This window comes from Enterobacter sp. SES19, from assembly GCF_011765665.1.
In the GTDB taxonomy this organism is placed as follows: Bacteria; Pseudomonadota; Gammaproteobacteria; order Enterobacterales; family Enterobacteriaceae; genus Enterobacter; species Enterobacter pseudoroggenkampii.
Window position 1 is genome coordinate 1,737,472 of record NZ_CP050320.1, and the last position, 26,487, is coordinate 1,763,958.

A 26,487-nucleotide genomic window follows, 5' to 3' on the forward strand; every position below is an offset into this window, starting at 1 on the left:
TCGATAACGGAAAGTAAAATTCGGAGTGGTAGATGAACAACATAAACGCCCTGCAGACCGCGCCAGACCTGCATGACAAAGACGAATCGATCTTTCAGGCGCTGATGACCGCAATTGTCGAACACCAGCTGCTGCCGGGGAGCAAACTGCCGGAAGAGGCGCTGGCCGAGGTCTTTGGCGTGAGCCGCACGGGCATCCGCAAGGTGCTTCAACGACTCGCCGCTGTGCAAATGGTCACCCTGACGCCCAAGCGTGGTGCACACGTTGCCAGCCCGACGGTGGAAGAGGCGAGGCACATCTTCCGCACCCGCGCCCTGCTGGAGGTCGCCAACCTGCCGGACGTGCTGGCGCACTGCCAGCCGCCGCATCTTGTCGCGCTGGAGGCCATTATTCGCCAGGAGCAGCAGGCGCACGAGGCCTATGACGGCCCGGCGGCGATTCGCCACTCCGCCAATTTCCACATTCAGCTGCAGGCCATCTCCGGCAACCAGGTGCTCACTGAGATGGTTACCGGCCTGAGCCAGCGCTCGTCGCTGGTGATTGCCACCTGGGGAGCGCCGTGGCGTCAGGGCTGCCGCTGCAACGATCACGAGCAGCTGGTGGATCTGCTGCGCCAGAAAGCGCTTGAGCCATTAAGCGATGCCCTAATGCACCATTTTGAACATATTGTCGCCAGCCTCTGCTTCGAGCGGGCGGGCGAGTGCCTGCCTGATTTTGCCCGGCTGTTTGCCGGCCACAAGGAGTCGTAATGTCTGTCTGTATACAAGTGATCAACCCCAACACCAGCCTCGCGATGACGGAAACCATCGGCGCGGCGGCCCGCGCGGTGGCGGCACCCGGGACGGAGATCCTCGCGGTCTGCCCGAGCGCGGGCGTGCCGTCCATAGAAGGCCACTTTGATGAGGCCATCGCCGCCGTCGGTGTCCTGGAGCAGATCAAAAAAGGCAGGGAGCAGGGCGTGGACGGTCACGTAATCGCCTGCTTTGGCGATCCGGGCCTGCTGGCGGCGCGCGAGCTGGCGCAGGGGCCGGTAATCGGCATCGCCGAAGCCGCCATGCATATGGCGACGCTGGTCGCGACGCGCTTTTCGGTGGTCACCACGCTGCCGCGCACGCTGATTATTGCCCGTCATCTGTTGCACCAGTATGGCTTTCAGGACCATTGCGCGGCGCTGCACGCCATCGACCTTCCGGTACTGGCGCTGGAAGACGGCAGTGGTCTGGCGCAGGAAAAAGTGCGCGCGCGCTGTATACAGGCGCTGAAAGAGGACGGCTGCGGCGCCATCGTGCTGGGCTGCGGCGGCATGGCGACGCTGGCGCAGGAGCTGACCCGCGAGCTGCGCGTGCCGGTAATCGACGGCGTCAGCGCGGCGGTGAAGATGGTGGAATCGCTGGTGGCGCTGGGGTTGTCGACCAGCAAGCATGGGGATCTGGCGTTCCCGGAGAACAAAGCGTTAAGCGGGCATTTTCAGGCACTGAATCCATTTTAATTTTTGGGGGTGGCAATGGGGCTTTTCGAACAGGATTATCCGCGGGATCTGCGCGGCTACGCGGGCAACCCGCCGCACGCGCGGTGGCCGAATCAGGCGCGCATCGCCGTGCAGTTTGTGCTCAATTACGAAGAAGGGGCGGAAAACCACGTTCTGCACGGCGATGCCGGTTCCGAGCAGTTCCTGTCGGACATCATCGGCGCGGCCAGCTACCCGGACAGACACATGTCGATGGACTCCCTCTACGAATACGGCAGCCGCGCCGGGTTCTGGCGGATGCACAATGAATTTCAGAAACGCGGCCTGCCGCTGACGGTCTTCGGCGTGGCGATGGCGCTGGCGCGTCACCCGGAGATCGTCGAGGCAATCAAGGCGGCGGATTACGACGTGGTCAGCCACGGCTGGCGCTGGATCCACTATCAGCACATGGATATCCAACAGGAGCGCGAACACCTGCACAAAGCGGTACAGGTGCTGACCGACCTGTTCGGCAAGCCGCCGACAGGCTGGTACACCGGGCGCGACAGTCCCAACACCCGCCAGCTGGTGGTGGAGCACGGCGGCTTCGACTACGACAGCGACTACTACGGCGACGATTTGCCCTTCTGGACGGAGGTGGCCTGCAGCGATGGCTCCCGTAAACCGCACCTGATTGTGCCCTATACGCTGGATGCGAACGACATGCGCTTCGCCACCGCGCAGGGGTTTAACACCGCCGAGCAGTTTTATACGTATCTGAGGGACAGTTTTGACGTGCTGTACGAAGAGGGGGAAAGCGCGCCGAAGATGATGTCCATCGGCATGCACTGCCGCCTGCTGGGGCGACCGGGGCGTTTTCGTGCGCTGCAACGGTTCCTCGATTATGTGCAGCAGCACGAGCGGGTGTGGGTCTGTACCCGCCAGCAGATTGCCGACCACTGGCGGGAGGTACATCCGTTTCAGAAGTAAGTGTGCGATGTTTTGCCGGGTGGCGGCTGCGCCTTACCCGGCCTACGACATCAAACTCACCTGCGCCGCCACGATCCGCCATCCGTAGGCAAACCGCACCCACGTCTGCTGCTGGCGGCCAATGCGTTCTGTGCTCTCCCGGGTAAACTCGGTGCTGCACACGGCATAATCCTCCCCGAAGGTAGTGATGACGGTGTGGCGCAGCGTCCGCTGCAGCCCGGCGGACGGGCGCGCCGCGCGAAAGGCGCGAATTTCATCAATCCCGTACAGGTTTTCACCCGCCCCCAGCCGCACCGTGTTTTTGTCGTGCCAGAACAGCTCGTCCAGCACCGCAACGTTGTTGCTCACCAGCGCGTCCTCATAGCGGTAAAACGCGGCCGTCACCTCGGCAACCACCCACGGGAGGTTAATGTCATCGTGATTCATCATGCTGCTATCTCCGCCGGACGGGCATCGGTGATGCCGCTCTCCTCCAGAACCCGCGCGACGCGCAGGCAGGCCTGCTCGTTAAACGGCGCGGCAATCAGCTGCAGGCCGATAGGCGCACCCTGCGCGGTACGCAGCGGAACGGTGGTCACGGGCAGGCCCAAAAACGAAATTGGCTGAGTCAGCATCCCCATGCTGGCGCGAATGGGCAGCAGCTGACCGTTAATTTCCATGGTCTGCTCGCCCGCCAGCGTGGCGCTGCGCGGGGTGGCCGGGGCGATCAGCACGTCGGCCTGCGCAAATAAGGTTTTAAACGCCTGCCGGGCGTGAGCGCGAAACCGCTGGGCCTGAATGTACCAGGCGGAGGGTATCATCGCCCCGGCCAGCAGCCGTTCGCGGGAGTGCGGCTCAAAACGCTCGGGCTCGCGGCGAAGCGCGGGCAGGTACTGGTTTCCCCCTTCGGCGGCGCTGATGATAAACGCCGCAGAGCGCGCCAGTTCGGCGTCCGGGAACTGCAGCTCATCCTGCACGTCGAGCGCCTTCGCCACCCGCGCCACGGCGTCTCTGGCGTCCGTGTCGCACCAGGTGGTGAAGTAGCCGCCGAGCACCGCGCAGCGCAGGCCGTCAAGCCCGCGGTCAAGCAAGGGGCGCGTCTGTTCCCGGGAGCTTTCGGCCTGAAAACCGTCGCTGGTGTCGCGGCCCTGCAGCGCGTCATACACGGACGCCAGGTCGCACACGCGGCGGGCAAAGGGGCCGATATGATCCAGGCTTGCGACAAACGGATGGCTGCCGGATCGCGACAGGCGGCCAAAGGTGGGCTTCAGGCCGTAGATGCCGCACAGGGAGGCCGGAACGCGAATCGACCCGTTGGTGTCGGTGCCGAGTGAAAAGTGCACCAGCCCGGCGGCCACCGCGGCCGCTGAACCGCCGGACGACCCGCCCGCAATGCGCGCCAGGTCGTGCGGGTTACGCGTCGTGCCGTAGTGGCTGTTCTCGGTGGTAAAACCGTAGGCGTAGGCGTCCATATTCACCATCCCGGTCAGCAGCCCGCCCGCGCTGCGCAGCTGGCGCACCGCGAAACTGTCAGCGGCGGCGGCAGGGCGCTGGCTGAACAGATCGGCCCCGGCGAGGGTGGTATGGCCGGCAACGTCGAACAGGTTTTTCACCGCATAAGGCACGCCCGCCAGCGGCGGCAGGGGACGCTTTTCCCGTCGCAGGGTATCAATATTATCGGCTTCGGCGAGCATGCGTTCTTCGGTCACGGCGGTCCAGGCATTGATCTGTGGGTTCACGCGCGCAATCGCCTCCAGCGTCTGGCGGGCAATCTCACGAGCGCTCAGCTCTCCCGCGTTCAGCGCATGCTGGATCGCGCCGATACTCATCTCGAGTAGCCTCATGCTTTATACACTCCTGCAATCTCCAGGCGGTCGTCGAGCGACAGCGCCATCAGCGGGGCGGCCATGCTGGCAATGCGGCTGAACTGCAGCTGCAGCTCGGCGCGGCGGGCGTCATCCAGCGTCACGCCGAGGATGGTTTCCATCTGCGCCAGGTACGCCTGCCAGTCGGGTTGGTGTGTCGTCATTGTTTTCTCCTCAGAATCCGGCGGTCGCGCCGTTGCTGCGCGGGTCAAATGCCCCTTCGAACAGCCCGTTGGGGTGGTGGACAATGGCGCCCGCGTGGCCCATGGCTTCACTAAAGTCAGGGAAAAGCTCCACCTCGTGACCGAGGGCCTGCAGGCGCGCGACCGTCTCGGGTGAAAAACGCCCTTCAAGCTTTAAGGTGTCCGAGGTTTGTCCCCAGGTACGTCCCAGCAGCCAGCGCGGGCGGGTGATGCTCTCCTGCAGGGGGACGCCCTGAACAACGTAGCGGGTAAAGAGCGCGGCCTGGGTTTGCGGCTGCCCGTCGCCGCCCATCGATCCGTAGACCATCACGCGACCGTCCTTCAGACGCGCCGCCGCCGGGTTCAGGGTGTGGAACGGCTGTTTGCCCGGCGCGAGGACCAGAAGATGGGCGGGATCGAGGCTGAACGATGCGCCCCGGTTCTGCCAGACGATGCCGGTATCGGGCAGCACCACGCCGCTGCCGAACTCGTGATAGATACTCTGGATAAACGACACGGCGAGCCCGCTTTTATCCATTACCCCCATCCACACCGTATCGCCGGGGCCTTTGCCGGCTCCCCACGGCGCGGCGCGGCCGTCGTCAACCCTGTCGGCAAGCGCCTGCAGAGCGGCGGGATCCAGCAGACCCTGAATATCGGTTTTCAGCGCGCGCGGGTCGGTGATGTGGGCATCCCGCAGGCCAAAGGCCAGCTTGGTGGCTTCAACAATGCGGTGAAGGGTTTCGGCGTCGTCGGCTTCCGCCATGTTCAGGCGGTCGGTAATGCCGAGTATCGCCAGCGAGACCAGCCCCTGCGTCGGCGGGGCGTGGTTAAAGATCTCCCCCTGCTGATGCTGCAGCTTCAGCGGCGCGGTGCGTCGGGCGGCGTGAGCGTTGAGATCGGCCAGCGTCACGGGGAGATCCAGCGTCTCCATGCCGCGCGCCAGGACTTCCGCCAGCGGGCCGCGATAAAAGCTGTCCAGGCCGTCCTCCACCAGGCGCGTGAGGGTCGTGGCCATGGCGGGCTGATAAAAACGGCTCCCGACCTGCGGCGGCTTGCCGTCCACCAGCCAGGTTTCCGCGAAGCCGGGAACGTCCTTCAGCTCGTCGAATTTACTGGCCGTGGCGTGGGCCTGAGAGGCCGTGACCGGCGTGCCGTTCTGCGCATAGTCAATGGCGTCGGCCAGCAGGCGAGCCAGCGGCAGCGCCCTGTCGGTCATCTCGCGCGAGACCTTCAGCGCCTCGTCCCAGCCGCTCACCGTGCCAGCGACGGTTAGCGCCGCACGGGGGCCGCGATGGGGGATCTGCGTGAGCCCGTCGTAGGCGGTCAGCGTCGCGCGCGATCCCGCCGCGCCGCTGGCATCAATGGCGACAGGTTCGCCTTCCGGCGGCACGATAAGCCAGAAGCCATCGCCGCCCAGCCCGTTCATATGTGGGTAAACCACGGCGATGGTGGCCGCCGCCGCGACCATCGCCTCTATCGCGCTGCCGCCTTCGCGCAGCACGGCCAGCGCGCTCTGGCTGGCAAGGTGGTGGGGCGCAACCGCCATACCGTGTGTGGAGACATTACTTTGCATGAGGAGTCCTCGTAACCCTGAAGGTCACAAGGTGCTGCAAAAGCTGTTCCAGTTCTGAAAGAAAAGTTTCAGTAAACTGGCACGTATAATGAAAGGTAGAATGAAAGGCAAAATGTGATGAAACAAAAGTTACAGAGGCGCTATGGAACAACTGGATGAACGTCTGAAAGCACAGTACCCGTCGCTGTCGCCGCAGGAGCAGCGGGTGGCGGACTTTATTTTCGACCATTTTGACGATCTCATTAGCTACAACAGCGCCGAGCTGGCGCAGCTGAGCGGGGTGTCGAAAGCCACGGTGAGCCGTCTGTTTAAGCGTCTGGGCTATGAGAAATATAAGGATATGCGCGACGAGCTGCGCACCCTGCGCCAGAGCGGGATGCCGCTCACCGATAACCGCGATGCGGTGCAGGGCAATACGCTGCTGGCGCGTCACTATAAGCAGGAGATGGCGAACCTGACCCAGTGGGTCAATGCCCTCGACGCGCAGCAGTTTGCCGACGCCATGGCCTGCATGGTTAAGGCGCGGCGCATCGTCATTATCGGCATGCGTAACGCCTATCCGGCGGCGCTGCACCTGCGCCAGCAGCTGCTGCAGGCGCGCGGTCAGGTGCTGGTCCTGCCGCAGCCGGGGCAGAGCCTGGGCGAGGAGCTGGTGGATTTAACGCCGGACGATCTGGTGGTGATGATGGCCTTCCGCCGCCGCCCGCGCATTATCCGCCCGCTGATGCAGCAGCTTCAGAGTAGCGGTATTCCGGTGCTGCTGATGTGCGAGCCGCAGGCGCACAGCCTGTTCCCGCTGGCGAGCTGGCAGCTCTGCGCCCCGCTGGACAGCGTCTCGGCCTATGACAGCTATTCCTCGGTCAACAGTCTGATCAACCTGCTGGCGAACGCCTTCCTGCATGAAATTCTCGATAAAGGCCGTCCGCGCATTCACGAAATTGCCTCCCTCTACCAGCAGCTGGACGAACTCGAACAGCGATAATGGGGCATCAGGCTGGTGCTTTGCATTGAAATGGTGCAGGCGACGGGGCGAAGAAACGCACGTTTTTTCGACCCGCCCGCGTTTTATCAGGCTTCTCAACAATATTCCCCGCTTCGCCTTATCTGGCACATTAGTTGCAAAATCACATTCAAAGAATCTTTTGTTTCATGTTAACGTTACGGGGAAGCACCATGAAAAAATTGTTGATTGCACTGGCCGGGGCCGCATGCCTCTTCACACAGCTGCCGGCAAAGGCTGACCAGCTTCAGGATATCGAGAAGCGCGGCACCATTCGCATTGCCGTGCCGCAGGACTTCCCGCCGTTTGGCTCGGTGGGGACCGATCTGCAGCCGCAGGGCTATGACATCGACATGGCGCGCTATCTGGCCAGCCAGATGAAGCTCAAGCTGCAGCTGGTGCCGGTGACCAGCGCCAACCGCGTGCCGTACCTGCAAACCGACAAGGTGGACCTGGTCATTTCCAGCCTCGGTAAAAACCCGGAGCGCGAGAAGGTAATCGACTTCAGCCGCGCCTACGCGCCGTTCTTCCTCGGCGTGTTTGGCCCGAAAGGGGCCGAGCTGAAGGACGCCGCCGCGCTGAGCGGAAAAACCATCGGCGTGACGCGCGGGGCGGTGGAGGACATGGTGCTGACCGGCCTGGCGCCGAAAGACGCGGAGGTGAAGCGCTACGAAGACAACAACACTACGCTGTCGGCATATCTGTCCGGCCAGGTGCAGTACGTGGCAACCGGCAACCTCGTGGTGGCGGCCATTTCGCGCCAGAACGCGGCGAAAGCCCCGGTGCCGAGCTTTATGCTGAAAGATTCGCCGTGCTTTATTGGCCTGAAGAAGAACGAACCGGCCCTGAAGGCAAAAGTGGATGCGCTGATCGAGCAGGGCATCAAGGACGGCACGCTGAACGGCCTGTCTGAGCAATGGCTGAAGGCTCCGCTGCCGGCAAACCTTGGCGCCTGAGCCGATGACTGAGCAACTTGATTTTTCAGCCCTCTGGCCGCACTGGCCGGAACTGCTGGCGGGGCTGTGGGTCACCGTTCAGCTGACGGTGATGGCCACCGTCGGCGGGCTGGCGACGGGGATTGTCGGGGCGGCAATCCGCAGCGGACGCACCACCTGGTTCAGCCGCATCTGGGGCGCGTACGTGGAAATCATCCGCAACACGCCGTTTGTGGTGCAGCTGTTTTTCATCGTCTTCGGCCTGCCGAATCTGGGGCTGAAGATGACGGCGGGGGAAGCGGCGCTGCTGGCCATGGTGGTGAACCTGGGCGCCTACAGCACCGAGATTATCCGCGCGGGCATTCAGGTCACGCCGAAAGGGCAATGGGAGGCCGGTCGCGTGCTGGGGCTGACCCGCCTGCAGACCTTTATTCGCGTGGTGCTGCCGCCCGCGCTGCAGCGCATTTACCCGGCGCTGGTGAGCCAGTGCATCATCGTGATGCTCGGCTCGTCGGTGGTATCGCAGGTCTCCTGTGAAGAGCTGACCTTCGCCGCCAACCTGATCCAGTCCAGAACGTTTTTAAGCTTTGAGGTTTATCTGGTGACCACCGGGATTTACTTAGCGCTGTCGATTACCCTGCGCCAGCTGATGATGGCGGCGGGACGGAAATGGCTGGGGGTGCAGGCATGATGACCACCTTTACCGACTGGGACATTATTCGCAATCTGCTGCTGGCCGGGCGCTGGACGGTACTGCTGTCGCTGGTGGCCTTCGTCGGCGGGGCGGCGGTGACGCTGCCGCTCCTGCTGCTGCGCCTGACGGGCGGGCGCACGGTGAAGCGCATCATCCGCGGCTATATCGAGCTGTTTCAGGGCACGCCGCTGCTGATGCAGCTGTTCCTGGCCTTCTTTGGCGTGGCGCTGTTCGGCATCGACGTCTCGCCGTGGACCGCCGCCTCGCTGGCGCTGACGTTCTACACCAGCGCGTTTCTGCTCGATATCTGGAACGGCAGCATTCGCGCCCTGCCGAAAGGGCAGTGGGAAGCCTCGCGCTGTCTGGGGCTGACCTTCGGCCAGACCCTGTTTCGCGTGGTCGCCCCGCAGGCGCTGCGCATCGGCATTGCGCCGACGGTCGGCTTTGCCGTGCAGGTGATCAAGGGCACCGCGCTGGCGTCGATTATCGGCTTTATCGAGCTGACCAAGGCCGGGACCATGCTCACCAACGTGACCTATCAGCCATTTAAGGTCTTTGCGCTGGTGGCGCTCGGCTACTTTATTCTGTGTTATCCGCTGTCGCGCTACAGCCGCTATCTGGAGACGAAATTCAATGCCTCTCATCACCATTAATCAGGTGCAGAAGTACTACGGCGATAACCACGTGCTCAAGGGCGTCGATCTGGATATCGACATGGGCCAGGTGATCTCCATTATCGGGCGCAGCGGATCGGGTAAAAGCACGCTGCTGCGCTGCATCAACGGGCTGGAAGGGTATCAGGACGGCAGCATCAAGCTGGGCGGCATGACCATTACCGACCGGGATTCCCAGGCGCGTGAAATCAGCCGCTCGGTCGGGATGGTGTTCCAGAGCTTCAACCTGTTCCCGCACATGACGGCGCTGGAGAACGTGATGCTCGCCCCGCGTCGGGTGCTGAAAAAAAGCGCCGCCGAATGCCGGGCGCTGGCGCAGCAGATGCTGGAGAAGGTTGGCCTTGGCGATCGTCTGGATTACTACCCGTCGAGCCTCTCCGGCGGCCAGCAGCAGCGCGTGGCGATAGCCCGCGCGCTGGCGATGTCGCCGAAAGTATTACTCTGCGACGAGATCACCTCCGCGCTGGATCCGGAGCTGGTGGGCGAAGTGCTCAAAGTGCTGGAGCAACTGGCGGCCGAGGGGATGACGCTCATACTGGTTACCCATGAAATGAATTTTGCCCGCGAAGTGGGCGACCGCGTGGTGTTTATGCACCAGGGGAAAGTCTGGGAGCAGGGCGACAGCAAAACGCTGTTCGCCAACCCGCAGACCACGGAACTGAAGCAGTTCATCTCCTCCGTGCGCGGCCTCAACTGATAAGGACTGAACAATGGATATCGCACGCTTTCCGCAAATCAACCCGCCGCAGCGCCTGCTGATGGGCCCGGGCCCGATCAACGCCGACCCGCGCGTGCTGCGCGCCATGTCGAGCCAGCTGATCGGCCAGTACGATCCGGCCATGACCCACTACATGAACGAGGTGATGGCGCTCTATCGCGGCGTATTCCGCACCGAAAACCGCTGGACGATGCTGGTGGACGGCACCTCCCGCGCGGGAATTGAAGCCATTCTGGTTTCCGCCATTCGACCGGGAGATAAGGTGCTGGTGCCGGTCTTTGGCCGCTTTGGCCACCTGCTGTGCGAAATTGCCCGCCGCTGCCGCGCGGAGGTGCATACCATCGAGGTGCCGTGGGGCGAGGTGTTTACCCCGGACCAGGTCGAGGATGCGATAAAACATATTCGTCCGCGCCTGCTGCTGACCGTGCAGGGCGACACCTCCACCACCATGCTGCAGCCGCTCGCGGAGCTGGGCGCGATCTGCCGCCGCTACGACGTGCTGTTTTACACCGACGCCACCGCGTCGCTCGGCGGTAACGCGCTGGAGACCGACGCCTGGGGGCTGGACGCCGTCTCGGCCGGGATGCAGAAATGCCTCGGCGGCCCGTCGGGCACGTCGCCGATCACCCTGAGCGCGCGGATGGAAGAGGCGATCCGCCACCGCAAGTGCGTGGAGGAGGGCATTCGCACCGACGCCCACCGCGACGGCGACGAGGAGATGATCTACTCCAACTACTTCGATCTCGGCATGGTGATGGACTACTGGGGGCCGGAGCGGCTGAACCACCACACCGAAGCAACTACCGCGCTGTTTGGCGCCCGCGAATGCGCGCGGCTGATCCTGCAGGAAGGACTGGATAACGGCATCGCGCGTCATAAGCTGCACGGCGATGCGCTGCTGAAGGGGATTCAGGCGATGGGGCTGGAGACCTTCGGCGACCTGACGCACAAGATGAACAACGTGCTGGGCGTGGTGATACCGCAGGGCGTCAACGGCGACCAGGTGCGTAAGCTGATGCTGGAGGATTTCGGGATTGAAATCGGCACCTCGTTTGGCCCGCTGCACGGCAAAGTGTGGCGCATTGGCACCATGGGTTATAACGCGCGCAAGGACTGCGTGATGACCACCCTGAGCGCGCTGGAGTCGGTGCTGAACTACCTCAAATTTACCACCACGCAGGGGGCCGCCATGCAGGCCGCGTGGGACCACTATCGCCGCGAGACGCCGCAATGAGCCCGGCGGCAGAACGGGTGATGGCGCGCGCCGACGCGCTGGCCGCCATCAGCGAAACCCCGGATGCGCTGACACGGGTGTATCTCTCCACGCAGCATCTGCAGGCCAACCAGCTGGTCGGGGAGTGGATGCGCCAGGCGGGCATGACCGTCTGGCAGGACAGCGTGGGCAATATCTGTGGACGCTACGAAGGCGCGCAGGAGGGGGCCCAGGCGGTACTGCTTGGCTCGCATCTGGACACCGTACGCAACGCCGGGCGCTACGACGGCATGCTCGGGGTGCTCACCGCCATCGAAGTGGTGGATAGCCTGCACCAGCAGGGTGTGCATCTGGCACAGGCCATAGAGATTGTCGGCTTTGGTGACGAAGAGGGAACCCGTTTTGGGATCACTCTGCTAGGCAGCCGGGGGCTGACGGGCACCTGGCCGCAGGGCTGGCTGGAGACGTGCGATGCTCAGGGCATCAGCGTGGCGCAGGCGATGGTGCAGGCGGGGCTCGATCCTGCCCGCGTGGCGCTCGCGGCACGTCATCAGGCCGATTTCAGCGCCTGTCTGGAACTGCACATCGAACAGGGGCCGTGTCTGGAGCAGGAAGGGCTGGCGCTGGGCGTGGTGGAAGCCATTAACGGCGCGCGCCGCCTCAGCTGCCGCTTCACCGGCGAGGCCGGACACGCGGGTACCGTGCCGATGAGTCACCGTAAGGATGCCCTGGCCGCCGCCGCCGAATGGATGGTGCTGATCGAAAACATCACCCGACAGCAGGGCGGCAACCGGGTGGCGACGGTCGGTGAGCTGCGCTGCCTGCCCGGCGCGGTCAACGTGATCCCGGGCGAGGTTGCGCTCTCGCTGGATATTCGCGGCCCGCAGGATGCCCCGCTTGACGCGCTGCTCGCTGAACTGCTGGCGCAGGCGCAGGCGATTGCCGCGCGTCGCGGGTTGAGCTTCAGCGCCGAGGAGTTTTACCGTATCGCCGCCACGCCGTGCGATGCGCGTTTGCAGGATCTGCTGGGGCAGGCCGTTGAAACGGTGCAGGGGCGCTCGTTATCCCTGCCCAGCGGCGCCGGCCATGACACCATCGCCCTGGCGGAACGCTGGCCGGTGGGGATGCTGTTTGTGCGCTGCAGGGGCGGGGTCAGCCACCATCCGGCCGAATCGGTGATGGCTGAGGATGTCGCCCTGGCGATTGAGGCATTTGGGCGGGCGGTGAGAACGCTGGCTGACGGCGGTGCGCGTTAATTTGTAGGCCGGGTAAGCGGTAGCGCCACCCGGCAAAGTCCGCGTTACTCCAGCCCCAGCGTATATTGCGCGATCTTAAAGTAGATAATCAGCCCGGTACCGTCGATCAGCGTCGCGATAAACGGCGCGGAGACGACCGCCGGGTCAATGCCGCAGCGCTTAAGCACCATCGGAATGACGGACGACACAATCGCACTCCACAGCGTAATGCACACCAGCGTCAGGCTGACGATAAGCGTGATTTCCAGCCCAATCCCCATCATCCAGGCGCGAATGCACCCGGCAATACCGAGCGTGGCGGCAATCATCAGCGAGGTGGTCATCTCTTTACGCAGCACGCGGCCAACGTCGCGCAGACGGACTTCCCCCAGCGCCATGGCGCGCACCAGGGTGGAGGTGATCTGCGTCCCGCTGTTGCCGCCCGTGCCGATCAGCAGCGGAATAAAAAACGCCAGCGCGATGGCGGACTCCAGCGCCTCTTCAAAATGCTGGATCACCGAGCTGGTGTAGGCCTCCGCGACAAACAGCAGCAGCAGCCAGACGGAGCGTTTTTTCCACAGGCTATACGGGCTGGTGTCCAGATAGGGCTTCTCCAGCGGCAGCGTCGCCCCCTGAAGCTGAGCATCCTCGGTGACGTCATCTTCCAGCAGATGGGCGATTTCGCGCTCGGTCAGACAGCCGACGAGCTTGCCGTGGGTGACCACGGGCACCACGTCCGCGCCGCCGTGCGCCAGCAGTCCGGCTACGTCGGCACGTTCATCCTCCGGTTTGACCTGCAAAAACTGCGAAATCATCAGCGATTTCACCGGCTGTACCGTGTCGGCGGTCTGCAGCAATTTACGCACGGCAATCATGCCCGCCAGGCGGCCATTGTCTTCAATAAAAATATGAGACGGAATATCGTCGTCTTTTAATTTTTCGAAGAATTGCTCGCGCGCCAGCGCCACGCATAATGCAATATCGAGGACAATAAAATCGGTATTCATATATTGCGCGATCGCGCTGTCATTGAATGCCAGGTTTTGGTTGTGAATAGCGTAAGACATAGTGAATTCCCTTTGAATAATAAAATCTCTCAGGGGCGAGCAAGACAGGGCATGTCGAAGAGGAGATCCCCACGTCCTGGGTTCAGCACTGTACACCGTATCCCGTGAGGGAAGTTATACTGACAAAGCCTTGATTCGACAGTGCCTGTTTTACCCTGTGTCGATTCTCTCGAACCTACCAGAGCGATAACGTGTATTTGTACAGGAGCCTCGCCATAACGAGATCGTTGAAAAACGAGGGAAATAATACGCTTATTTGATATTGCCGCTCGGGAAATTAAATAATGTTTAAGAACGGTTTAGGAGAATCTTATTTAATAAAGCGTTGATGGTTTATTTAAGGTCATTCATTTCTAATGGAGGATTATATAATCAACGGAGGAGAAGCAAATGGCGTGGTTTGATAATCTGCTGAATCATTTTGCGCTGTATCCGGCACATCTGTTCGCGCTGTTATTTATGATGGCGCTGAGCAAGTCGACGGTGCTGATCTCCTCCGTGCTGCCGCCCGCCTCGGTGATGCTGCTGGCGGGCATGACCGTCAGCCAGGCGAGCATGCATCCTGCGCTGGCGTGGCTGGCCGTGGTGATGGGGGCAACGGCGGGTTCGGTGCTGAACTACCATATCGGCCAGATGATGGGGCACACCCGGCTGGTCACGCGTTTTACCTCAAAGCATGCCGACAAGTTCTTGCGGGTACAGCATCAGCTGCAAAAGAACGGTGTCATCGTGCTCTTTACGTCGCGATTTCTGGCGGTGTTGCGTTACATCGTCCCGCTGGCGGCGGGGATGCTCAGGCTGAATGCAGCAAAGGTCTACGCCGTCAGCCTGCTTTCCGCCTGCGTATGGGCGGCGCTGTATGTCGGCATCGTCACCGGCATCAGCGCCTTTTGAGTTACAAACTCCCCATGCCGCCGTCCACCAGCAGCTCCGTTCCTACCGTGTAGCTCGACTCGTCGGAGGCCAGATAGAGCGCGGCTTTTGCCAGCTCCGTCGTTGAGCCCATTCTGCCGAGCGGCACCAGCTTGATGATCTCCGCCATCATCGCGTTAAGCGCTTCTTCGCTTAAGCCCGTTTTGGTAAAGGCCGGGGTTTCCACCGGACCTGGGCTCAGACCGTTAACGCGGATCCCGCGCGGCAGCAGCTCCGCCGACAGCGTGCGCGCCAGCGACAGCAGGGCGGCCTTGCTCGCGGCATACACGCTGCTGGTGGGCAGGCCGATGCGCGCGCTCACGGAGCCGCAGAGGATCACCGACGACGGGTTATTCAGCAGCGGCAGCAGCGCCTGAATTAAAAAGAACGGTCCCTTCAGGTTGATGTTCATCAGGCGATCCCACGCATCCTCCTGCCAGGCTTCCAGCGGCGCGTGCGTTACGTCGCCGGCGTTGAGAAACACCGCGTCGAGGCGCGGCCAGCGGGCGGCGAGGGTTTCCGCCAGCGCTTTCTGCGACGCGATATCGCCCGCATCGGTTGGGATCACCCAGGCCTTATCGCCCAGAATGCGCTCTGCTTCGGCGAGGGGGTCCGGGTTGCGTCCGGTCACGGCGACGCGCGCCCCTTCGGCGATAAACGCCTGCGCGGTGGCAAGACCGATGCCGCTGGTGCCGCCGGTAATCAACGTATACTTATCGGTTAAACGACCCATGTTCTTCTCCTGAAATGTCTCTGGAGAAAGCACTATAGAAACGTTAGTATCGAAAGGAAACCAGGTACCAAATGGATACTAAAGAGGCAAGAGGTGTGCTATGGCAGAAATGCTGGAGGAGTGCTGTGAAAAAAAATCTGAGGCGTATACCTGCCCGATGACGCAGTTTGTGAACCTGATTTCCGGTAAATGGGCGATCCCCATTCTCTATCGCCTGATTGTCTTTAATACGCCCGTACGCTTTGGCGACCTGCTGCGGGCGGCTGCACCCATCACCCAGAAAGAGCTGACGAAGCAGCTGCGCCTGTTTGAACAGCGCGGGCTGGTGACGCGGACGGTCTACCCGGAGATCCCGCCGCGCGTGGAGTATCAGATCACCGGGCTGGGGTTAACCTTGCAGGACGCACTCTCGCCGCTGGCCGCCTGGATGAGCGAGTACGGCGACCAGCTTCAGCGTTAGGCTACTGTTTTACGTAGCGCGGTGCCGGAATGCCGGTGCGTGCGCTGCTAAACAGCTCAAGGCGCGCCGCTTCGTAGCGCTCCCACAGGCCTGCATCATGCATCGGCGGGATGGTGATCGGTTCACCCTGATCCAGACCCGCCAGCGACGCATCCACCATATCGTCGGTGGTCATTACCGAACCTTCCGGCAGATCGTCCACCGTGACGCCTGAATGGCTCCAGATTTCCGTCGCCGTGGCGGCGGGCAGCACGGCCTGAATGCGCACGCTGCTGTCGGCAAATTCTTCCTGTAACCCACGGGTAAAGCTCAGTACCCACGCCTTGGTGGCGCTGTAGAGGGCGCTGCCCGCCCGGACGTGCAGGGCCAGCACGGAGGCGATATTGATCAGCGTGCCGCGATTGTTCTGCGCCAGACGGGGCAGGATGGCGTAGGTCAGACGCATCAGCGCCGTGGTGTTCAGGGTGTTAATGGCCTGATGCTGCGCTATCTCGCCCGCGAGGAACGGTGCCATTTGCGCGGTGCCCGCGTTGTTGATGAGCGTATCAATGGCGGCATTGCTGCGCAGTTCTTCTTCCACGGCGCGGATCCCGGCTTCATCGGTAAGATCGGCCACCAGAATATCGACGGCCACGCCATAGCGTGCGCGCAGGTCGGCGGCGAGGGTTTTCAGGCGATCTTCGCGGCGAGCGACCAGCACCAGGTTGGCACCGCGCGCGGCAAGACGATCGGCATAAACGGCGCCAATCCCGGAGGAGGCACCCGTGATCAGGGCGGTGGTGATTTGCGTAGTCATCGTGTGTTACCTCAAAGCAAAGTGGGTTATTTGGTTTCAAGATGAAACTGAATTAACTCTCTGCTATTTGGTTTTATAATGCAACCATATTGGCGATCATTTTGTGCTTTTGCCGTCGGGAACGGTCAGGAGGGGAGTTTAGCCACGATCTCTTCAGGCGTCAGTTCGCGCCCATCGTCGGCGATAAGCGCCAGTTTGCGCAGGGGTTTGCGCTGTTCGGCATCGACCAGCACGGTGCCGCATTCGTTTTCCGCGAACAAAAATTCATTCCCCCACTGGGACAGGGCAACCAGCACGGTTTGCAGGGCACGCCCCTTTTCGGTCAGGACGTATTCCTGCCAGGCGCTGCCGTCGGATGCGGGTTGAAGCCGGAGGATGCCTTCATCAACCAGCAGCTTCAGCCGCGTGGTCAGCATGTTTTTCGCGATACCGAGGCTTTTCTGGAACTCGCCGAAGCGTTTAATCCCGCGCAGCGCGTCGCGAACAATCAGCAGCGACCACCAGTCGCCGATGATATCCAGCGAACGGGCGACGGGGCAGGTGCTCTCTTCAAGGCGGGTACGTTTCACAGCGAATTCTCCAGTGGGGTATGGTTTTATTATAAAACTAATCCGTACACACCGTAAGCACGTTAATCATCAGTTTGAGAAATGCTTCCCGGAAAATTGTGACGAATCTGTCACACTGAGCGCGATATTTTAAAACGAGTGAGGAATTAGGGATGAGAAAAGCACTACTCGCGCTGGCAGTCGCCGGTTCCATTTCAGCAACGTTTGGCGTGCAGGCGCAAGAGACGCCGGAAGGGTATCAGCTGGAGCAAGTTTTAATCATGAGCCGCCATAACCTGCGCGCGCCGCTCGCCAACAACGGCAGCGTGCTGGAGCAGTCCACGCCGAAGCAGTGGCCGGAGTGGGAGGTCCCGGGCGGTCAGCTCACCACCAAAGGGGGCGTGCTGGAAGTGTATATGGGCCATTACATGCGCGAGTGGCTGGCGCAGCAGGGGATGGTGAAGACGGGAGAATGTCCAGCGGCGGATAGCGTTTACGCTTATGCCAACAGCCTGCAGCGTACCGTCGCCACAGCGCAGTTCTTTATCACCGGCGCGTTCCCGGGCTGCGACGTTCCTGTGCACCATCAGGAAAAAATGGGCACCATGGATCCGACCTTCAATCCGGTGATTACCGATAACTCACCTGAATTCCGCGAAAAAGCGCTGGAGGCGATGGAGGCCGAGCGGCAGAAAATGCAGCTCGCAGACAGCTACAAGCTGCTGGAGCAGATGACGAACTACGCCGACTCGCCGTCGTGCAAAGAGAAAAAAGTCTGCTCGCTGGCGGATGCGAAAGATACCTTCAGCGCCGACTATGAAAAAGAGCCTGGCGTATCCGGGCCGCTGAAGGTGGGTAACTCGCTGGTGGATGCGTTCACGCTGCAGTATTACGAAGGCTTCCCGGCCGACCAGGTCGCCTGGGGTGAAATCAAAACCGACCAGCAGTGGCGCGTGCTGTCGAAGCTGAAGAACGGCTATCAGGATTCGCTGTTTACCTCCACCGAGGTGGCGCAAAACGTGGCGAAGCCGCTGGTGAAATATATCGATAAAACCCTGGTCACCGACCAGGCGAAAGCGCCGAAAATCACCCTGCTGGTGGGGCATGACTCGAACATTGCTTCCCTGCTCACCGCCCTGGATTTCAAACCGTATCAGCTGCACGACCAGCAGGAGCGCACCCCGATTGGCGGCAAAATTGTCTTCCAGCGCTGGCACGACAAAAATGCCAACCAGGAGCTGATGAAAATTGAGTATGTCTACCAGAGCTCAGAGCAGCTGCGTAACGCCAGCGTGCTGTCGCTGCAGTCTCCGGCACAGCGCGTGACGCTGGAGCTGAAGGGCTGCCCGGTAGATGCGAACGGCTTCTGTCCTGTCGACAAATTCAATGCGGTGATGAATAACGCGGCGAAATAAAAGAGAACCCCCCGCGTGATGGCGGGGGGAAACGCTTAGACGTTTTTACGTTCGATGGTTTGCTCGCCCCAGAAGAGCGAGTCTTTGTCCGTTTTTTCGAAGGCGCGCACCAGCACCTCATCGTTACCTTCCTCCCAAATTTGCTCGGCCAGCTTTTCATCGTACTTCGCGACTTCAAAGATAGCTTCGGCAATCTCCGGAGAGGTGTTGCGTAAACTTGCCCATTCGCCCACGTGGTGAGCTTTGGATTCTTGAGTTGGCATGCTTGTCCTCCTGTTGGGTGTTAGCCGTTCAGTTTTTTGGCCAGACCCGCGACATATTCACCCTGATAGCGGGCAATAGACAGTTCTTCATTGCTTGGCTGACGTGAGCCATCCCCACCGGCAATGGTGGTTGCGCCGTACGGCGTACCGCCGCGCACCTGGGAAACGTCAAACAGCTCCTGTGCGCCGTAGCCAATCGGCACAATCACCATCCCGTGATGAGCAAGGGTAGTCCAGGTTGAGGTAATCGTCTGCTCCTGGCCGCCGCCGGTCCCGGTAGAGCTGAATACGCTCGCGAGTTTGCCGTAAAGCGCCCCGGATGCCCAAAGTCCGCCGGTTTGATCGAGGAAGGTGCGCATCTGGCCCGACATATTGCCGAAGCGGGTCGGGGTGCCGAAGATAATGGCATCATAATCCGCCAGCTCCTGCGGGGTGGCGACCGGGGCGTTTTGTGTTTTACCCCCGGCTTTCAGGAAGGCTTCCGCCTGCATGGTTTCCGGTACGCGTTTGACCACAACCTCAACGCCATCAACCCTGTTTGCACCTTCTGCTACCGCGTGAGCCATGGTTTCAATGTGTCCATACATGGAATAATAGAGCACCAGAACTTTTGCCATTTTGCATCACTCCTCGTTGGTTTTTCTGACAGCGGATCGCTGCGTTCTTTTAAAGATATGTCATCACAGCCAGACTGCAAAAATGAACGCCATTTATTTGATTTATAACAACATGCGTAGAAAAATGACTTTGTAGCAAAATGATACAACTTTCCCGGTGCGGATTTTTAAAATGATAAGAAAGGTTTATGCATCCCCGTCGCGTCATCTCACCTGAAAGGCTGAGTTCATGTTGCAGAATATTACCTGCGGCTTGCCGGATAGCGGCATTCCACTAAGCTTAGTTTCACGCGGCACAGATAAAGGCACTGTCCTTGTGTTGCGAGGTGAAAGAATCCTCTTTTACTGAATGCAATATGATGTCTAATGTTTCACATTCTGGAGGTTAGAGATGGCAAACCATCGTGGTGGTTCAGGTAATTTCGCAGAAGACCGTGAAAGAGCATCAGAAGCAGGCCGTAAAGGTGGCCAGCATAGCGGGGGCAACTTCAAGAATGACCCGCAACGCGCATCTGAAGCTGGCAAGAAAGGGGGTAAAAACAGCCACGGCAGCAGCAGTAAGTAACACGCCGGGTTGAACCCCTGCCGCCGGGATCTCCCGGCGGTTTTTTTATTTCTGCAACATTGAACTGTAACCAAAGGCAACGCACACTACAGAATTGTTCTCACTTGCTGGTGCCGCATGTCTGTCTCACGCTTTAAATTCTCCGTAAAACCGCAGGAAGCCATCCTCATTCTCATCACCATGTTCTGGGGCGGGACGTTTCTGGCCGTTCAGTACGCGGTGACCCTCAGCGATCCGTTCTTCTTCGTTGGCCTGCGCTTTGCGACGGCGGCGCTTGCCGTAGGGCTGATTTCGCTTAACACGCTGCGGGGTCTGACGCTCAAAGAGCTGAAGGCCGGCGTGGCCATTGGTGTCGCGATAGCGATGGGCTACAGCCTGCAGACGTGGGGATTGCAGACCATCTCCAGCAGCAAATCCGCGTTTATCACCGCGATGTACGTGCCGCTGGTGCCGCTACTGCAGTGGCTGTGCCTGGGGCGGCTGCCCGGTCTGATGTCGTGTATTGGGATCGTGCTGGCGTTTATCGGTCTGATTTTGCTGGCCGGGCCGGAAAACAACCTCCTGGCGCTGGGGCCGGGCGAGATCATCACCCTCGTCGGGGCGGTTGCGATTGCGGCGGAAATTATTCTGATTAGCGCCTGGGCGGGCAAGGTGGACGTCAAGCGGGTGACGGTAGTGCAGCTCGCCACCGCGTCGCTGGTGGCGTTTGCGACGATGGTTCCGGCTGGCGAGTCCATACCGCCGATGTCCACCGGTCTGGTGGTGGTCGCACTGGGGCTGGGTATCTTCAGCGCCATTATCCAGGTCACCATGAACTGGGCGCAGCGCAGCGTATCGCCAACCCGCGCGACGGTGATTTATACCGGTGAACCGGTCTGGGCGGGCATTTTCGGGCGACTGGCCGGGGAACGTCTGCCGCTGCTGGCCCTGGTGGGGGCGGCATTTATTGTCGCCGGGGTGCTGGTGAGCGAGTTGAAGCTCAAACGGAAGAAAAACGCGCTGCCAGAAAATGACAGCGCGACGTTAAATCAGGAATCCTGATGCACGACGGCGCCCTGCGGCGCATCAGCCATCCGGCGGCTCAGCAGGGCGTTAAGCAGGATCGCGCCGAAGGTCGCCGTGCCAATCCCGCCGATCGTAAAGCCGCCCAGCGTCAGGGCAAAATCGCCCGCGCCCAGCACCAGCGTGACCGCCACCATAATCAGGTTGCCGTTCTGGCTGAGATCGACCCGGTGCTGCACCCAGATGCGCGCGCCGGCCACGGCGATCAGCCCAAACACCACGATTGAGGCCCCGCCGATCACTGGTGACGGAATGGTGTGGATCAGCGCGCCGAATTTCGGCGAGAAGCCGAGCAGCATCGCCATTACCGCCGCCGCCACGAAGACCAGCGTCGAGTAAACTTTGGTCACCGCCATCACGCCGATATTCTCGGCATAGGTGGTGACGCCGCTGCCGCCCACGGAACCAGAGAGCATGGTTGCCAGCCCGTCGCCGACGAACGCGCGGCCCATGTATGGATCCATGCTGCGCCCGGTCATTCCCGCGACCGCCTTCAGGTGACCTAAGTTCTCTGCCACCAGGATCACCGCCACCGGTGCGATAAGCATCATCGCTTGGGTGTTAAAGGTGGGCGAGGTCACTTTCGGCAGGCCGAACCAGGCGGCCTGATGCAGCAGGGTAAAATCCACCGGCTTGCCGAGACCAAAAACGTTCGCCAGCAGGGCATACACCAGACAGGCAACAATCAGCCCGACCAGAATCAGCAGCCGCTGGATCATGCCTCGCGTGAACACCGCCACCAGGCCGATACACAGCACGGTGATCACCGCCATCCAGCTTTCAAACGGCGAGACGGAGACGCTCCTGACCGCAATAGGGGCGAGGTTCAGGCCAATCGCCATCACCACGGCGCCCGTTACGACCGGGGGCATCATGCGCTCGATCCAGCGCGTGCCGATCTTCATCACCACCAGACCAATCAGGGTATACACCAGACCGCAGGCGATGATGCCGCCGAGGGCCACGCTCAGGTTGGGGTTGATCCCCTGGCCGTTAAACCCGGTGGTGGCGATAACCACGCCGACAAAGGCGGCGCTGGATCCCAGATAGCTGGGCACGCGCCCGCCGGTGACAAAAAAGAACAGCAGGGTGCCGATACCCGACATCAGAATAGAGAGGTTGGGATCGAGCCCCATCAGCATCGGCATCAGCACCGTGGCGCCAAACATCGCAACCGCGTGCTGGACGCCCATCACCATCGTCTGCCCGAGCGGGAGGCGTTCATCCGGCGCGACCACGCCTGCTTCTGTGGAGGTCGATTTCAACTGCCAGTGGGGAAATCCGAACATGGTCTGTCTCCTTAGAGCGGGTTAACAGGCGGGGCGCATAAGCGCGTGGTAGCCGCGGTCAAACCACACCAGCCCTTGCGGCGCGGGGTGGCGAATAATCGAAACAATGTCGCAAAACAGAATGTCATGGGTACCGACGCTCACCACCTGGCTGATGCGGCAGTCAAACGAGGCCAGCGCATCCTCCAGACGCGGGCAGCCGGTGTCGCCCGTCTGCCAGCGGGCGGCGGCGAAGCGTTCTTCCATCGGCGTTTTGCCGCCAAACAGGTTTGAGAGCGGCTCCTGCCCGGCGCTCAGGGTATTCACGCACAGCGTGCGGTTTTCGCTGAACGTCGGCCAGACGGACGCGCCGCGGTTCAGGCACACCAGCAGGGTGGGCGGGGAATCCGTGACGCTGCACACCGCGCTGGCGGTGAAGCCTGCCATCCCCGCGGGACCGTCGGTGGTGATGATATTCACCGCCGCGCCGACGCAGGCCATGGCGTCGCGAAAGGTTTGTTTATCCGGTGTCGTCATCATCGCTCCTTACGCCAGCCCGCAGGCATCGTCGAAGGTCAGGCGCGGCAGGCGGCCGTAAAGTTTGCCCGGGTCGCCGTAGCCAATGTTGATCAGCAGATTGCTTTTAAGCGTCGTGCCGGTGAAAAAGGCCTCGTCGACCTTTTGTCGGTCAAAGCCCGACATCGGGCCGGTGTCCAGCCCCAGCGCGCGACAGGCGAAAATCAGGTAGCCGGCCTGCAGCGAGCTGTTGCGAAAAGCCGTCTCTTCCGCCAGCGCGGGGCTTGCGGTAAACCAGCTTCTGGCATCGCCGTGCGGGAACAGTTCAGGCAGGCGCTCGTAGAATTCACTGTCCCAGGCCACAATCGCCGTGACCGGGGCGGTGAGCGTTTTCTCCAGGTTGCCGCTGGAGAGCGCCGGGCGCAGCTTCTCTTTTCCCTCCGCGCTTCGCACAAACACAATGCGCGCCGGGGAGCAGTTGGCGGAGGTTGGACCCCATTTCATCAGGTCGTAGATTTCGCGCAGCGTCTCGTCGCTGACGGCAATATCCTGCCAGCCGTTATGGGTGCGGGCGCCGGTGAACAGCGTTTCCAGCGCGGTGGGATTAATGGCTTCGCTCATTACAGCTCCTTATAAAGCGTGTTCATGACTGTGCAGCAGGCTGGCCAGCCCGTTCAGCAGCAGGGTGTTAAAGGTGTCCGGCTCGGTGACGTTGCAGGCATGTCCGCCCTGGCGCATCACCGCGCTGTGGCTGTGCGGGATCGCTGCCTGCAGCTCAGACGAGCAGACAGAGGGCACCAGCATGTCGTCGGCGGAACAGATGATCTGGACCGGGCAGCGGATGCGTGCGGCGTGGCGGCTGAAGTCGGCCTTTTTCAGGGCGCTGAGCCGGTGCAGCAGGTTGGCTTTGCCCTGGAAATGTGCCAGCGCCAGGGCCTCTTCGGCCTCCAGGCGGGGGGCGCGGGCGGCCATCCAGTCTGCCGGGTAGAGAAACAGCGGCTGCGCCTCAACCCACGCCTGCGGGCCACCGTAATGCAGCAGGCGCTCGCGGACCTGAAAGCAGCGACGGGTGTGGGCGTTGAGGGTCAGCCAGCCGTTGACGCACACCAGCGCGGTGAGGGCGTCGGGCCTGTCGAGGGCCTGCTGCAGGCCGACCAGCGCCCCCAGCGCGTGGCCGACGATGCTGTAGCGCGCGATCCCGGCCTCAGCCAGCGCCTGGGCCAGTTCGTCCGCCATTTGTGCCAGGCTGTAGCCTTCCGGCAGGGCGTCGGGGTTATTGCCCGTTCCGCGCTGGTCATAGCACACCACCTGATACTCCGGTTCCAGCGCGGCCAACTGGGGCAGCCAGTAGCTGCCGCTGCCGCCGAGACCGGCTATAAGGACCACCACGGGCGCCCCCTCATACGGGGGCGGTGAGACGGAGAGTTTCATGGCTGCCTCACTTCGCGATGTGCGCAACGGTGGCGATCTCAACCAGCGCCTCCGGCTTTACCAGCCCGCACTGAATGCAGAACCGGGCCGGCTTATCGCCGGGGAAGAACTCCGCGTAGATTTCGTTAATCGCGGCGTAGTTTTTCCAGTCGGTGATAAAGATGCTGTTGAAGGTCACATCCTCCATGGTGCCACCCGCCGTTTCGATCACGGTTTTGATCGCCTCCAGCACGTGGCGGGTTTGCGCCTTTGGGTCGTTGATAAACACCACGTTGTTGTCTTTATCAAACGGCAGCGTGCCGGAGACATACACCACGCCGTCGGCAAGGGTGCCGGGGACAAACGGGGCGATGGGCGTGCTGGTGCCCGGCGGGATAATTACGGATTTCGGCATCGTGTGTCTCCTCAGGCGATACGGGCGAGCGGAGGATTCAGGGCATCGCAAAACTCGGCGACGCTGCTGACCCAGCCAAAAAAGGTTTCGATATTGAACAGGGCCGCCTTCTGGGCAAATTCCGGCCCGGCCTGATGGGTCGCGTCTTCCAGCACCACGCCGAAATACTCGAGGAAAAAGCCGTCGCGCAGGGTCGACTCCACGCAGACGTTGGTGGCAATGCCGGTGAAGACCAGGTGGCGAATGCCCCGGCTGCGCAGCAGGCTGTCGAGCGGCGTGTTGAAAAAGCCGCTGTAGCGCGGTTTGGGCAGGACGATATCACCCGCCTGCGGGACCAGCTCATCCACCAGCTGATAATCCCAGCCGCCCTTCGCCAGCAGTTTGCCCTGCAGCTCGGGCCGTTTACGCATGGTTTTCAGGGCGTTCGACTTGTGGAAGTTGGGCGAGCCGGGGCCGCCTGCCTCAACGTACTGGTCGTCCCAGCCGTTCTGGAACCAGATAATGAGCATCCCCGCGGCGCGCGCGGCGGCGACGGCGGTTTTAATGTTCTCAATCACCGGTCGGGTGGCGGAGACGTCGAACCCCGCCAGATCCAGATAGCCGCCCTGGCTGGCGTAGGCGTTTTGCATGTCCACCACGATCAGCGCGCTCTGCTGCGGCGCAAAGGTGATGGCTTCCGGACGTGCGTTAAGGGTTGTCATTACGCTACCTCCTTCGTGACGGCAGGGATGTGGGCGCGGCACTGCATCAGCGGCTGGATGCGCTCGCCGAAGGTCTCCACGCCGGTGAGGAAGTCATCGAAGGTCAGCAGGACGCCTTCCGCCCCGGGAACGGCCGCCACTTCATCGAGCATTCTGGCAACGCTGGCGTACGAGCCGACCAGGGTGCCCATGTTGATATTGACGGCGGAGGTCGGGTCGGCCATCTGACGAACGTTGGTATCCGCCCCGGAGCGGGTATCCTTCTGGCTCTGCTCGGTGAGCCAGCTCAGGGCTTCCTCGTCGGCGCCGTCCTTATAGCGCTCCCATTTCGCGCGCGCCGCGTCGTCGGTTTCGTCGGCAATCACCATAAACAGCACGTAGGAGCCCACGTCGCGCCCGGTTTTGTCGGCGGCTTCTTTCATGCGCGCGGCGGTCGGGGCGAAGGCGGCAGGCGTGTTCACACCTTTACCGAAGCAGAAGTTAAAGTCGGCGTATTTCGCCGAGAATTCCATTCCCGCGTCGCTCTGCCCGGCGCAAATCACCTTCATCGGCACCGACGGCTGCGGGCTGACGCGGCAGTCGTTCATGGTGAAGAAGTCACCCTTGAAATCGCTTTTGCCGGTACCCCACAGATCGCGCAGCACCTGCACGTACTCGGTCAGGTAGTCGTAGCGACGCGAGAAGTAATCGTCCCCCGGCCAGAGCCCCATCTGCTCGTACTCCGGTTTTTGCCAGCCGGTGACCAGGTTGACGCCAAAGCGCCCGCCGGAGATGGAGTCGATGGTGGAGGCCATGCGCGCCACGATCGCCGGGGGCAGGGTGAGCGTGGCGGCGGTGGCGTAGATTTGGATCCGCGAGGTGACTGCGGCCAGCCCGGCCATCAGGGTGAAGGACTCCAGGTTGTGGTCCCAGAATTCGGTTTTGCCGCCAAAGCCGCGCAGCTTGATCATCGAAAGCGCAAAGTCGAAATGGTAGTGCTCCGCTTTCTGCACGATGGCTTTATTTAGCTCAAAGGTCGGCATGTATTGCGGTGCAGTGGTCGAGATAAGCCAGCCGTTGTTGCCGATGGGTACAAATACGCCAATTTTCATCACGAACCTCTCTTCATTACGTCGCAGGTGTAACGGTGTTTTTGCAAAGGCAGTGCCAGTTTTAAAAATGGCTGTGTTATTAATGTGTTAATCAGAAGTTGGTGGTTTGATTAGATTAAATGTGGACTAACTGGTCAAAA

At 61.4% G+C, this 26,487-nt stretch carries 31 protein-coding genes, 1 pseudogene and 1 riboswitch; of the genes and pseudogenes, 15 read left to right on the forward strand and 17 right to left on the reverse strand.

The features are described from left to right. The first annotated feature begins 32 nt into the window (after positions 1-32). The 3 genes and pseudogenes from GXP72_RS08165 (at position 33) to puuE (ending at position 2,437) form a co-directional block, all read left to right on the forward strand. On the forward strand, positions 33-749 hold the full coding sequence (locus GXP72_RS08165; protein ID WP_208763732.1) for a GntR family transcriptional regulator: 717 nt from the start codon (positions 33-35) through the stop codon (positions 747-749). Beyond that, positions 749-1,617: pseudogene (locus GXP72_RS08170) on the forward strand (aspartate/glutamate racemase family protein); the annotation flags it as partial. The gene GXP72_RS08165 and the pseudogene GXP72_RS08170, both read left to right, overlap by 1 nt. Continuing rightward, entirely contained in the window at positions 1,505-2,437 is a 933-nt protein-coding gene (puuE, locus tag GXP72_RS08175) for an allantoinase PuuE (protein ID WP_208763733.1), read from the forward strand. The pseudogene GXP72_RS08170 and the gene puuE, both read left to right, overlap by 113 nt. Positions 2,438-2,479: 42 nt before the next feature. Here puuE and hpxZ read toward each other — a convergent pair whose 3' ends face one another. The 4 genes from hpxZ to hpxW are packed head-to-tail and all read right to left on the reverse strand — an operon-like array spanning position 2,480 to position 6,039. After that, complete coding sequence (gene hpxZ / locus GXP72_RS08180; RefSeq protein ID WP_208763734.1) at positions 2,480-2,866, reverse strand: oxalurate catabolism protein HpxZ; 387 nt, start codon at positions 2,864-2,866, stop codon at positions 2,480-2,482. Further along, positions 2,863-4,260, reverse strand: a complete 1,398-nt coding sequence (locus GXP72_RS08185) for an AtzE family amidohydrolase (RefSeq protein ID WP_208763735.1) — start codon at positions 4,258-4,260, stop codon at positions 2,863-2,865. The genes hpxZ and GXP72_RS08185 overlap by 4 nt, the downstream gene beginning before the upstream one ends. Further along, on the reverse strand, positions 4,257-4,445 hold the full coding sequence (gene hpxX / locus GXP72_RS08190) for an oxalurate catabolism protein HpxX (RefSeq protein ID WP_208763736.1): 189 nt from the start codon (positions 4,443-4,445) through the stop codon (positions 4,257-4,259). The genes GXP72_RS08185 and hpxX overlap by 4 nt, the downstream gene beginning before the upstream one ends. Positions 4,446-4,455: 10 nt before the next feature. Next, positions 4,456-6,039: an oxamate amidohydrolase gene (gene hpxW, locus GXP72_RS08195; protein WP_208763737.1), complete on the reverse strand. Its 1,584-nt coding sequence runs from the start codon at positions 6,037-6,039 to the stop codon at positions 4,456-4,458. A 142-nt stretch (positions 6,040-6,181) separates the two neighbouring features. Between hpxW and hpxU the strand changes: the two genes are divergently transcribed. From hpxU to hpxK, 7 genes are all read left to right on the forward strand, one after another. Next, a complete protein-coding gene (gene hpxU, locus GXP72_RS08200; RefSeq protein WP_023311063.1) occupies positions 6,182-7,021 on the forward strand; it encodes a MurR/RpiR family transcriptional regulator HpxU in 840 nt (279 codons plus the stop codon). A 191-nt stretch (positions 7,022-7,212) separates the two neighbouring features. Continuing rightward, positions 7,213-7,995 (forward strand): transporter substrate-binding domain-containing protein, encoded by a 783-nt coding sequence (locus GXP72_RS08205; protein WP_157188906.1) that lies wholly within the window; start codon positions 7,213-7,215, stop codon positions 7,993-7,995. 4 nt (positions 7,996-7,999) lie between these two features. Next, positions 8,000-8,665, forward strand: a complete 666-nt coding sequence (locus GXP72_RS08210) for an amino acid ABC transporter permease (protein ID WP_208763738.1) — start codon at positions 8,000-8,002, stop codon at positions 8,663-8,665. Beyond that, a complete protein-coding gene (locus GXP72_RS08215) occupies positions 8,665-9,321 on the forward strand; it encodes an amino acid ABC transporter permease (RefSeq protein ID WP_072034229.1) in 657 nt (218 codons plus the stop codon). Before GXP72_RS08210 ends, GXP72_RS08215 begins: the two co-directional genes overlap by 1 nt. Then, entirely contained in the window at positions 9,302-10,039 is a 738-nt protein-coding gene (locus GXP72_RS08220; protein ID WP_023327069.1) for an amino acid ABC transporter ATP-binding protein, read from the forward strand. The genes GXP72_RS08215 and GXP72_RS08220 overlap by 20 nt, the downstream gene beginning before the upstream one ends. Before the next feature lie 13 nt (positions 10,040-10,052). Continuing rightward, the gene (locus GXP72_RS08225; protein WP_208763739.1) at positions 10,053-11,294 is read left to right on the forward strand and encodes an alanine--glyoxylate aminotransferase family protein; all 1,242 of its coding nucleotides are present in this window, start codon (positions 10,053-10,055) and stop codon (positions 11,292-11,294) included. Then, positions 11,291-12,529 carry an allantoate amidohydrolase gene (hpxK, locus tag GXP72_RS08230; protein WP_208763740.1) on the forward strand — a complete coding sequence of 413 codons (1,239 nt, stop codon included), beginning with the start codon at positions 11,291-11,293 and terminating at the stop codon, positions 12,527-12,529. Before GXP72_RS08225 ends, hpxK begins: the two co-directional genes overlap by 4 nt. Positions 12,530-12,573: 44 nt before the next feature. Here the strand turns inward: hpxK and GXP72_RS08235 are convergent, their stop codons facing one another. Further along, entirely contained in the window at positions 12,574-13,575 is a 1,002-nt protein-coding gene (locus GXP72_RS08235; RefSeq protein WP_024909622.1) for a magnesium transporter, read from the reverse strand. Positions 13,576-13,635: 60 nt separating this feature from the next. Continuing rightward, positions 13,636-13,805, reverse strand: a riboswitch (M-box (ykoK) riboswitch). Positions 13,806-13,965: 160 nt separating this feature from the next. On the opposite strand from GXP72_RS08235, the gene GXP72_RS08240 reads away from it, so the two are divergent. After that, positions 13,966-14,469 carry a DedA family protein gene (locus GXP72_RS08240; protein ID WP_208763741.1) on the forward strand — a complete coding sequence of 168 codons (504 nt, stop codon included), beginning with the start codon at positions 13,966-13,968 and terminating at the stop codon, positions 14,467-14,469. Between the two features lies 1 nt (position 14,470). Here the strand turns inward: GXP72_RS08240 and GXP72_RS08245 are convergent, their stop codons facing one another. Continuing rightward, a complete protein-coding gene (locus tag GXP72_RS08245) occupies positions 14,471-15,220 on the reverse strand; it encodes an SDR family oxidoreductase (protein WP_208763742.1) in 750 nt (249 codons plus the stop codon). Positions 15,221-15,320: 100 nt separating this feature from the next. On the opposite strand from GXP72_RS08245, the gene GXP72_RS08250 reads away from it, so the two are divergent. Beyond that, positions 15,321-15,680, forward strand: coding sequence for a helix-turn-helix domain-containing protein (locus GXP72_RS08250; protein WP_024909625.1), 360 nt, complete (start codon positions 15,321-15,323; stop codon positions 15,678-15,680). Position 15,681: 1 nt separating this feature from the next. On the opposite strand, the gene GXP72_RS08255 is transcribed toward GXP72_RS08250, so the two are convergent. Then, positions 15,682-16,476 (reverse strand): SDR family oxidoreductase, encoded by a 795-nt coding sequence (locus tag GXP72_RS08255; protein ID WP_208763743.1) that lies wholly within the window; start codon positions 16,474-16,476, stop codon positions 15,682-15,684. A gap of 125 nt (positions 16,477-16,601) precedes the next feature. Next, positions 16,602-17,045, reverse strand: coding sequence for a helix-turn-helix domain-containing protein (locus GXP72_RS08260; protein ID WP_047650821.1), 444 nt, complete (start codon positions 17,043-17,045; stop codon positions 16,602-16,604). 152 nt (positions 17,046-17,197) lie between these two features. Between GXP72_RS08260 and agp the strand changes: the two genes are divergently transcribed. Next, positions 17,198-18,439, forward strand: coding sequence for a bifunctional glucose-1-phosphatase/inositol phosphatase (gene agp, locus GXP72_RS08265; RefSeq protein ID WP_208763744.1), 1,242 nt, complete (start codon positions 17,198-17,200; stop codon positions 18,437-18,439). A gap of 35 nt (positions 18,440-18,474) precedes the next feature. On the opposite strand, the gene GXP72_RS08270 is transcribed toward agp, so the two are convergent. Both GXP72_RS08270 and wrbA read right to left on the reverse strand, forming a co-directional pair. Next, the gene (locus GXP72_RS08270) at positions 18,475-18,702 is read right to left on the reverse strand and encodes a YccJ family protein (protein WP_008499832.1); all 228 of its coding nucleotides are present in this window, start codon (positions 18,700-18,702) and stop codon (positions 18,475-18,477) included. A 20-nt stretch (positions 18,703-18,722) separates the two neighbouring features. Next, entirely contained in the window at positions 18,723-19,319 is a 597-nt protein-coding gene (wrbA, locus tag GXP72_RS08275) for an NAD(P)H:quinone oxidoreductase (RefSeq protein ID WP_024909629.1), read from the reverse strand. A gap of 391 nt (positions 19,320-19,710) precedes the next feature. Here wrbA and GXP72_RS08280 point away from each other — a divergent pair, with 391 nt between their 5' ends. Together GXP72_RS08280 and GXP72_RS08285 are read left to right on the forward strand one after the other, a co-directional pair. Beyond that, a complete protein-coding gene (locus GXP72_RS08280; RefSeq protein WP_024909630.1) occupies positions 19,711-19,884 on the forward strand; it encodes a general stress protein in 174 nt (57 codons plus the stop codon). Between the two features lie 117 nt (positions 19,885-20,001). Further along, on the forward strand, positions 20,002-20,925 hold the full coding sequence (locus tag GXP72_RS08285) for a DMT family transporter (protein ID WP_208763745.1): 924 nt from the start codon (positions 20,002-20,004) through the stop codon (positions 20,923-20,925). On the opposite strand, the gene rutG is transcribed toward GXP72_RS08285, so the two are convergent. The 7 genes from rutG to rutA are packed head-to-tail and all read right to left on the reverse strand — an operon-like array spanning position 20,913 to position 26,347. Beyond that, the gene (gene rutG, locus GXP72_RS08290; protein ID WP_208763746.1) at positions 20,913-22,235 is read right to left on the reverse strand and encodes a pyrimidine utilization transport protein G; all 1,323 of its coding nucleotides are present in this window, start codon (positions 22,233-22,235) and stop codon (positions 20,913-20,915) included. The genes GXP72_RS08285 and rutG overlap by 13 nt on opposite strands. Before the next feature lie 21 nt (positions 22,236-22,256). After that, positions 22,257-22,751: an NADH-dependent FMN reductase RutF gene (rutF, locus tag GXP72_RS08295; protein ID WP_023327078.1), complete on the reverse strand. Its 495-nt coding sequence runs from the start codon at positions 22,749-22,751 to the stop codon at positions 22,257-22,259. A gap of 9 nt (positions 22,752-22,760) precedes the next feature. After that, a complete protein-coding gene (locus GXP72_RS08300; protein ID WP_048989850.1) occupies positions 22,761-23,351 on the reverse strand; it encodes a malonic semialdehyde reductase in 591 nt (196 codons plus the stop codon). A gap of 9 nt (positions 23,352-23,360) precedes the next feature. Next, the gene (gene rutD / locus GXP72_RS08305; protein ID WP_208763747.1) at positions 23,361-24,161 is read right to left on the reverse strand and encodes a pyrimidine utilization protein D; all 801 of its coding nucleotides are present in this window, start codon (positions 24,159-24,161) and stop codon (positions 23,361-23,363) included. 7 nt (positions 24,162-24,168) lie between these two features. Beyond that, positions 24,169-24,555: a pyrimidine utilization protein C gene (rutC, locus tag GXP72_RS08310; RefSeq protein WP_125914085.1), complete on the reverse strand. Its 387-nt coding sequence runs from the start codon at positions 24,553-24,555 to the stop codon at positions 24,169-24,171. An 11-nt stretch (positions 24,556-24,566) separates the two neighbouring features. Then, positions 24,567-25,256: a pyrimidine utilization protein B gene (rutB, locus tag GXP72_RS08315; RefSeq protein WP_048989847.1), complete on the reverse strand. Its 690-nt coding sequence runs from the start codon at positions 25,254-25,256 to the stop codon at positions 24,567-24,569. Next, positions 25,256-26,347 (reverse strand): pyrimidine utilization protein A, encoded by a 1,092-nt coding sequence (rutA, locus tag GXP72_RS08320; protein ID WP_023617762.1) that lies wholly within the window; start codon positions 26,345-26,347, stop codon positions 25,256-25,258. Before rutA ends, rutB begins: the two co-directional genes overlap by 1 nt. Between the last annotated feature and the right edge of the window lie 140 nt (positions 26,348-26,487).

Coding starts and splice junctions, on each gene's coding strand:
- GXP72_RS08165 (WP_208763732.1), top strand. CDS start 33: ATGAACAACATAAACGCCCTGCAGACCGCGCCAGACCTGCATGACAAA.
- puuE (WP_208763733.1), top strand. CDS start 1,505: ATGGGGCTTTTCGAACAGGATTATCCGCGGGATCTGCGCGGCTACGCG.
- hpxZ (WP_208763734.1), bottom strand. CDS start 2,866: ATGATGAATCACGATGACATTAACCTCCCGTGGGTGGTTGCCGAGGTG.
- GXP72_RS08185 (WP_208763735.1), bottom strand. CDS start 4,260: ATGAGGCTACTCGAGATGAGTATCGGCGCGATCCAGCATGCGCTGAAC.
- hpxX (WP_208763736.1), bottom strand. CDS start 4,445: ATGACGACACACCAACCCGACTGGCAGGCGTACCTGGCGCAGATGGAA.
- hpxW (WP_208763737.1), bottom strand. CDS start 6,039: ATGCAAAGTAATGTCTCCACACACGGTATGGCGGTTGCGCCCCACCAC.
- hpxU (WP_023311063.1), top strand. CDS start 6,182: ATGGAACAACTGGATGAACGTCTGAAAGCACAGTACCCGTCGCTGTCG.
- GXP72_RS08205 (WP_157188906.1), top strand. CDS start 7,213: ATGAAAAAATTGTTGATTGCACTGGCCGGGGCCGCATGCCTCTTCACA.
- GXP72_RS08210 (WP_208763738.1), top strand. CDS start 8,000: ATGACTGAGCAACTTGATTTTTCAGCCCTCTGGCCGCACTGGCCGGAA.
- GXP72_RS08215 (WP_072034229.1), top strand. CDS start 8,665: ATGACCACCTTTACCGACTGGGACATTATTCGCAATCTGCTGCTGGCC.
- GXP72_RS08220 (WP_023327069.1), top strand. CDS start 9,302: ATGCCTCTCATCACCATTAATCAGGTGCAGAAGTACTACGGCGATAAC.
- GXP72_RS08225 (WP_208763739.1), top strand. CDS start 10,053: ATGGATATCGCACGCTTTCCGCAAATCAACCCGCCGCAGCGCCTGCTG.
- hpxK (WP_208763740.1), top strand. CDS start 11,291: ATGAGCCCGGCGGCAGAACGGGTGATGGCGCGCGCCGACGCGCTGGCC.
- GXP72_RS08235 (WP_024909622.1), bottom strand. CDS start 13,575: ATGTCTTACGCTATTCACAACCAAAACCTGGCATTCAATGACAGCGCG.
- GXP72_RS08240 (WP_208763741.1), top strand. CDS start 13,966: ATGGCGTGGTTTGATAATCTGCTGAATCATTTTGCGCTGTATCCGGCA.
- GXP72_RS08245 (WP_208763742.1), bottom strand. CDS start 15,220: ATGGGTCGTTTAACCGATAAGTATACGTTGATTACCGGCGGCACCAGC.
- GXP72_RS08250 (WP_024909625.1), top strand. CDS start 15,321: ATGGCAGAAATGCTGGAGGAGTGCTGTGAAAAAAAATCTGAGGCGTAT.
- GXP72_RS08255 (WP_208763743.1), bottom strand. CDS start 16,476: ATGACTACGCAAATCACCACCGCCCTGATCACGGGTGCCTCCTCCGGG.
- agp (WP_208763744.1), top strand. CDS start 17,198: ATGAGAAAAGCACTACTCGCGCTGGCAGTCGCCGGTTCCATTTCAGCA.
- GXP72_RS08270 (WP_008499832.1), bottom strand. CDS start 18,702: ATGCCAACTCAAGAATCCAAAGCTCACCACGTGGGCGAATGGGCAAGT.
- wrbA (WP_024909629.1), bottom strand. CDS start 19,319: ATGGCAAAAGTTCTGGTGCTCTATTATTCCATGTATGGACACATTGAA.
- GXP72_RS08280 (WP_024909630.1), top strand. CDS start 19,711: ATGGCAAACCATCGTGGTGGTTCAGGTAATTTCGCAGAAGACCGTGAA.
- GXP72_RS08285 (WP_208763745.1), top strand. CDS start 20,002: ATGTCTGTCTCACGCTTTAAATTCTCCGTAAAACCGCAGGAAGCCATC.
- rutG (WP_208763746.1), bottom strand. CDS start 22,235: ATGTTCGGATTTCCCCACTGGCAGTTGAAATCGACCTCCACAGAAGCA.
- rutF (WP_023327078.1), bottom strand. CDS start 22,751: ATGACGACACCGGATAAACAAACCTTTCGCGACGCCATGGCCTGCGTC.
- GXP72_RS08300 (WP_048989850.1), bottom strand. CDS start 23,351: ATGAGCGAAGCCATTAATCCCACCGCGCTGGAAACGCTGTTCACCGGC.
- rutD (WP_208763747.1), bottom strand. CDS start 24,161: ATGAAACTCTCCGTCTCACCGCCCCCGTATGAGGGGGCGCCCGTGGTG.
- rutC (WP_125914085.1), bottom strand. CDS start 24,555: ATGCCGAAATCCGTAATTATCCCGCCGGGCACCAGCACGCCCATCGCC.
- rutB (WP_048989847.1), bottom strand. CDS start 25,256: ATGACAACCCTTAACGCACGTCCGGAAGCCATCACCTTTGCGCCGCAG.
- rutA (WP_023617762.1), bottom strand. CDS start 26,347: ATGAAAATTGGCGTATTTGTACCCATCGGCAACAACGGCTGGCTTATC.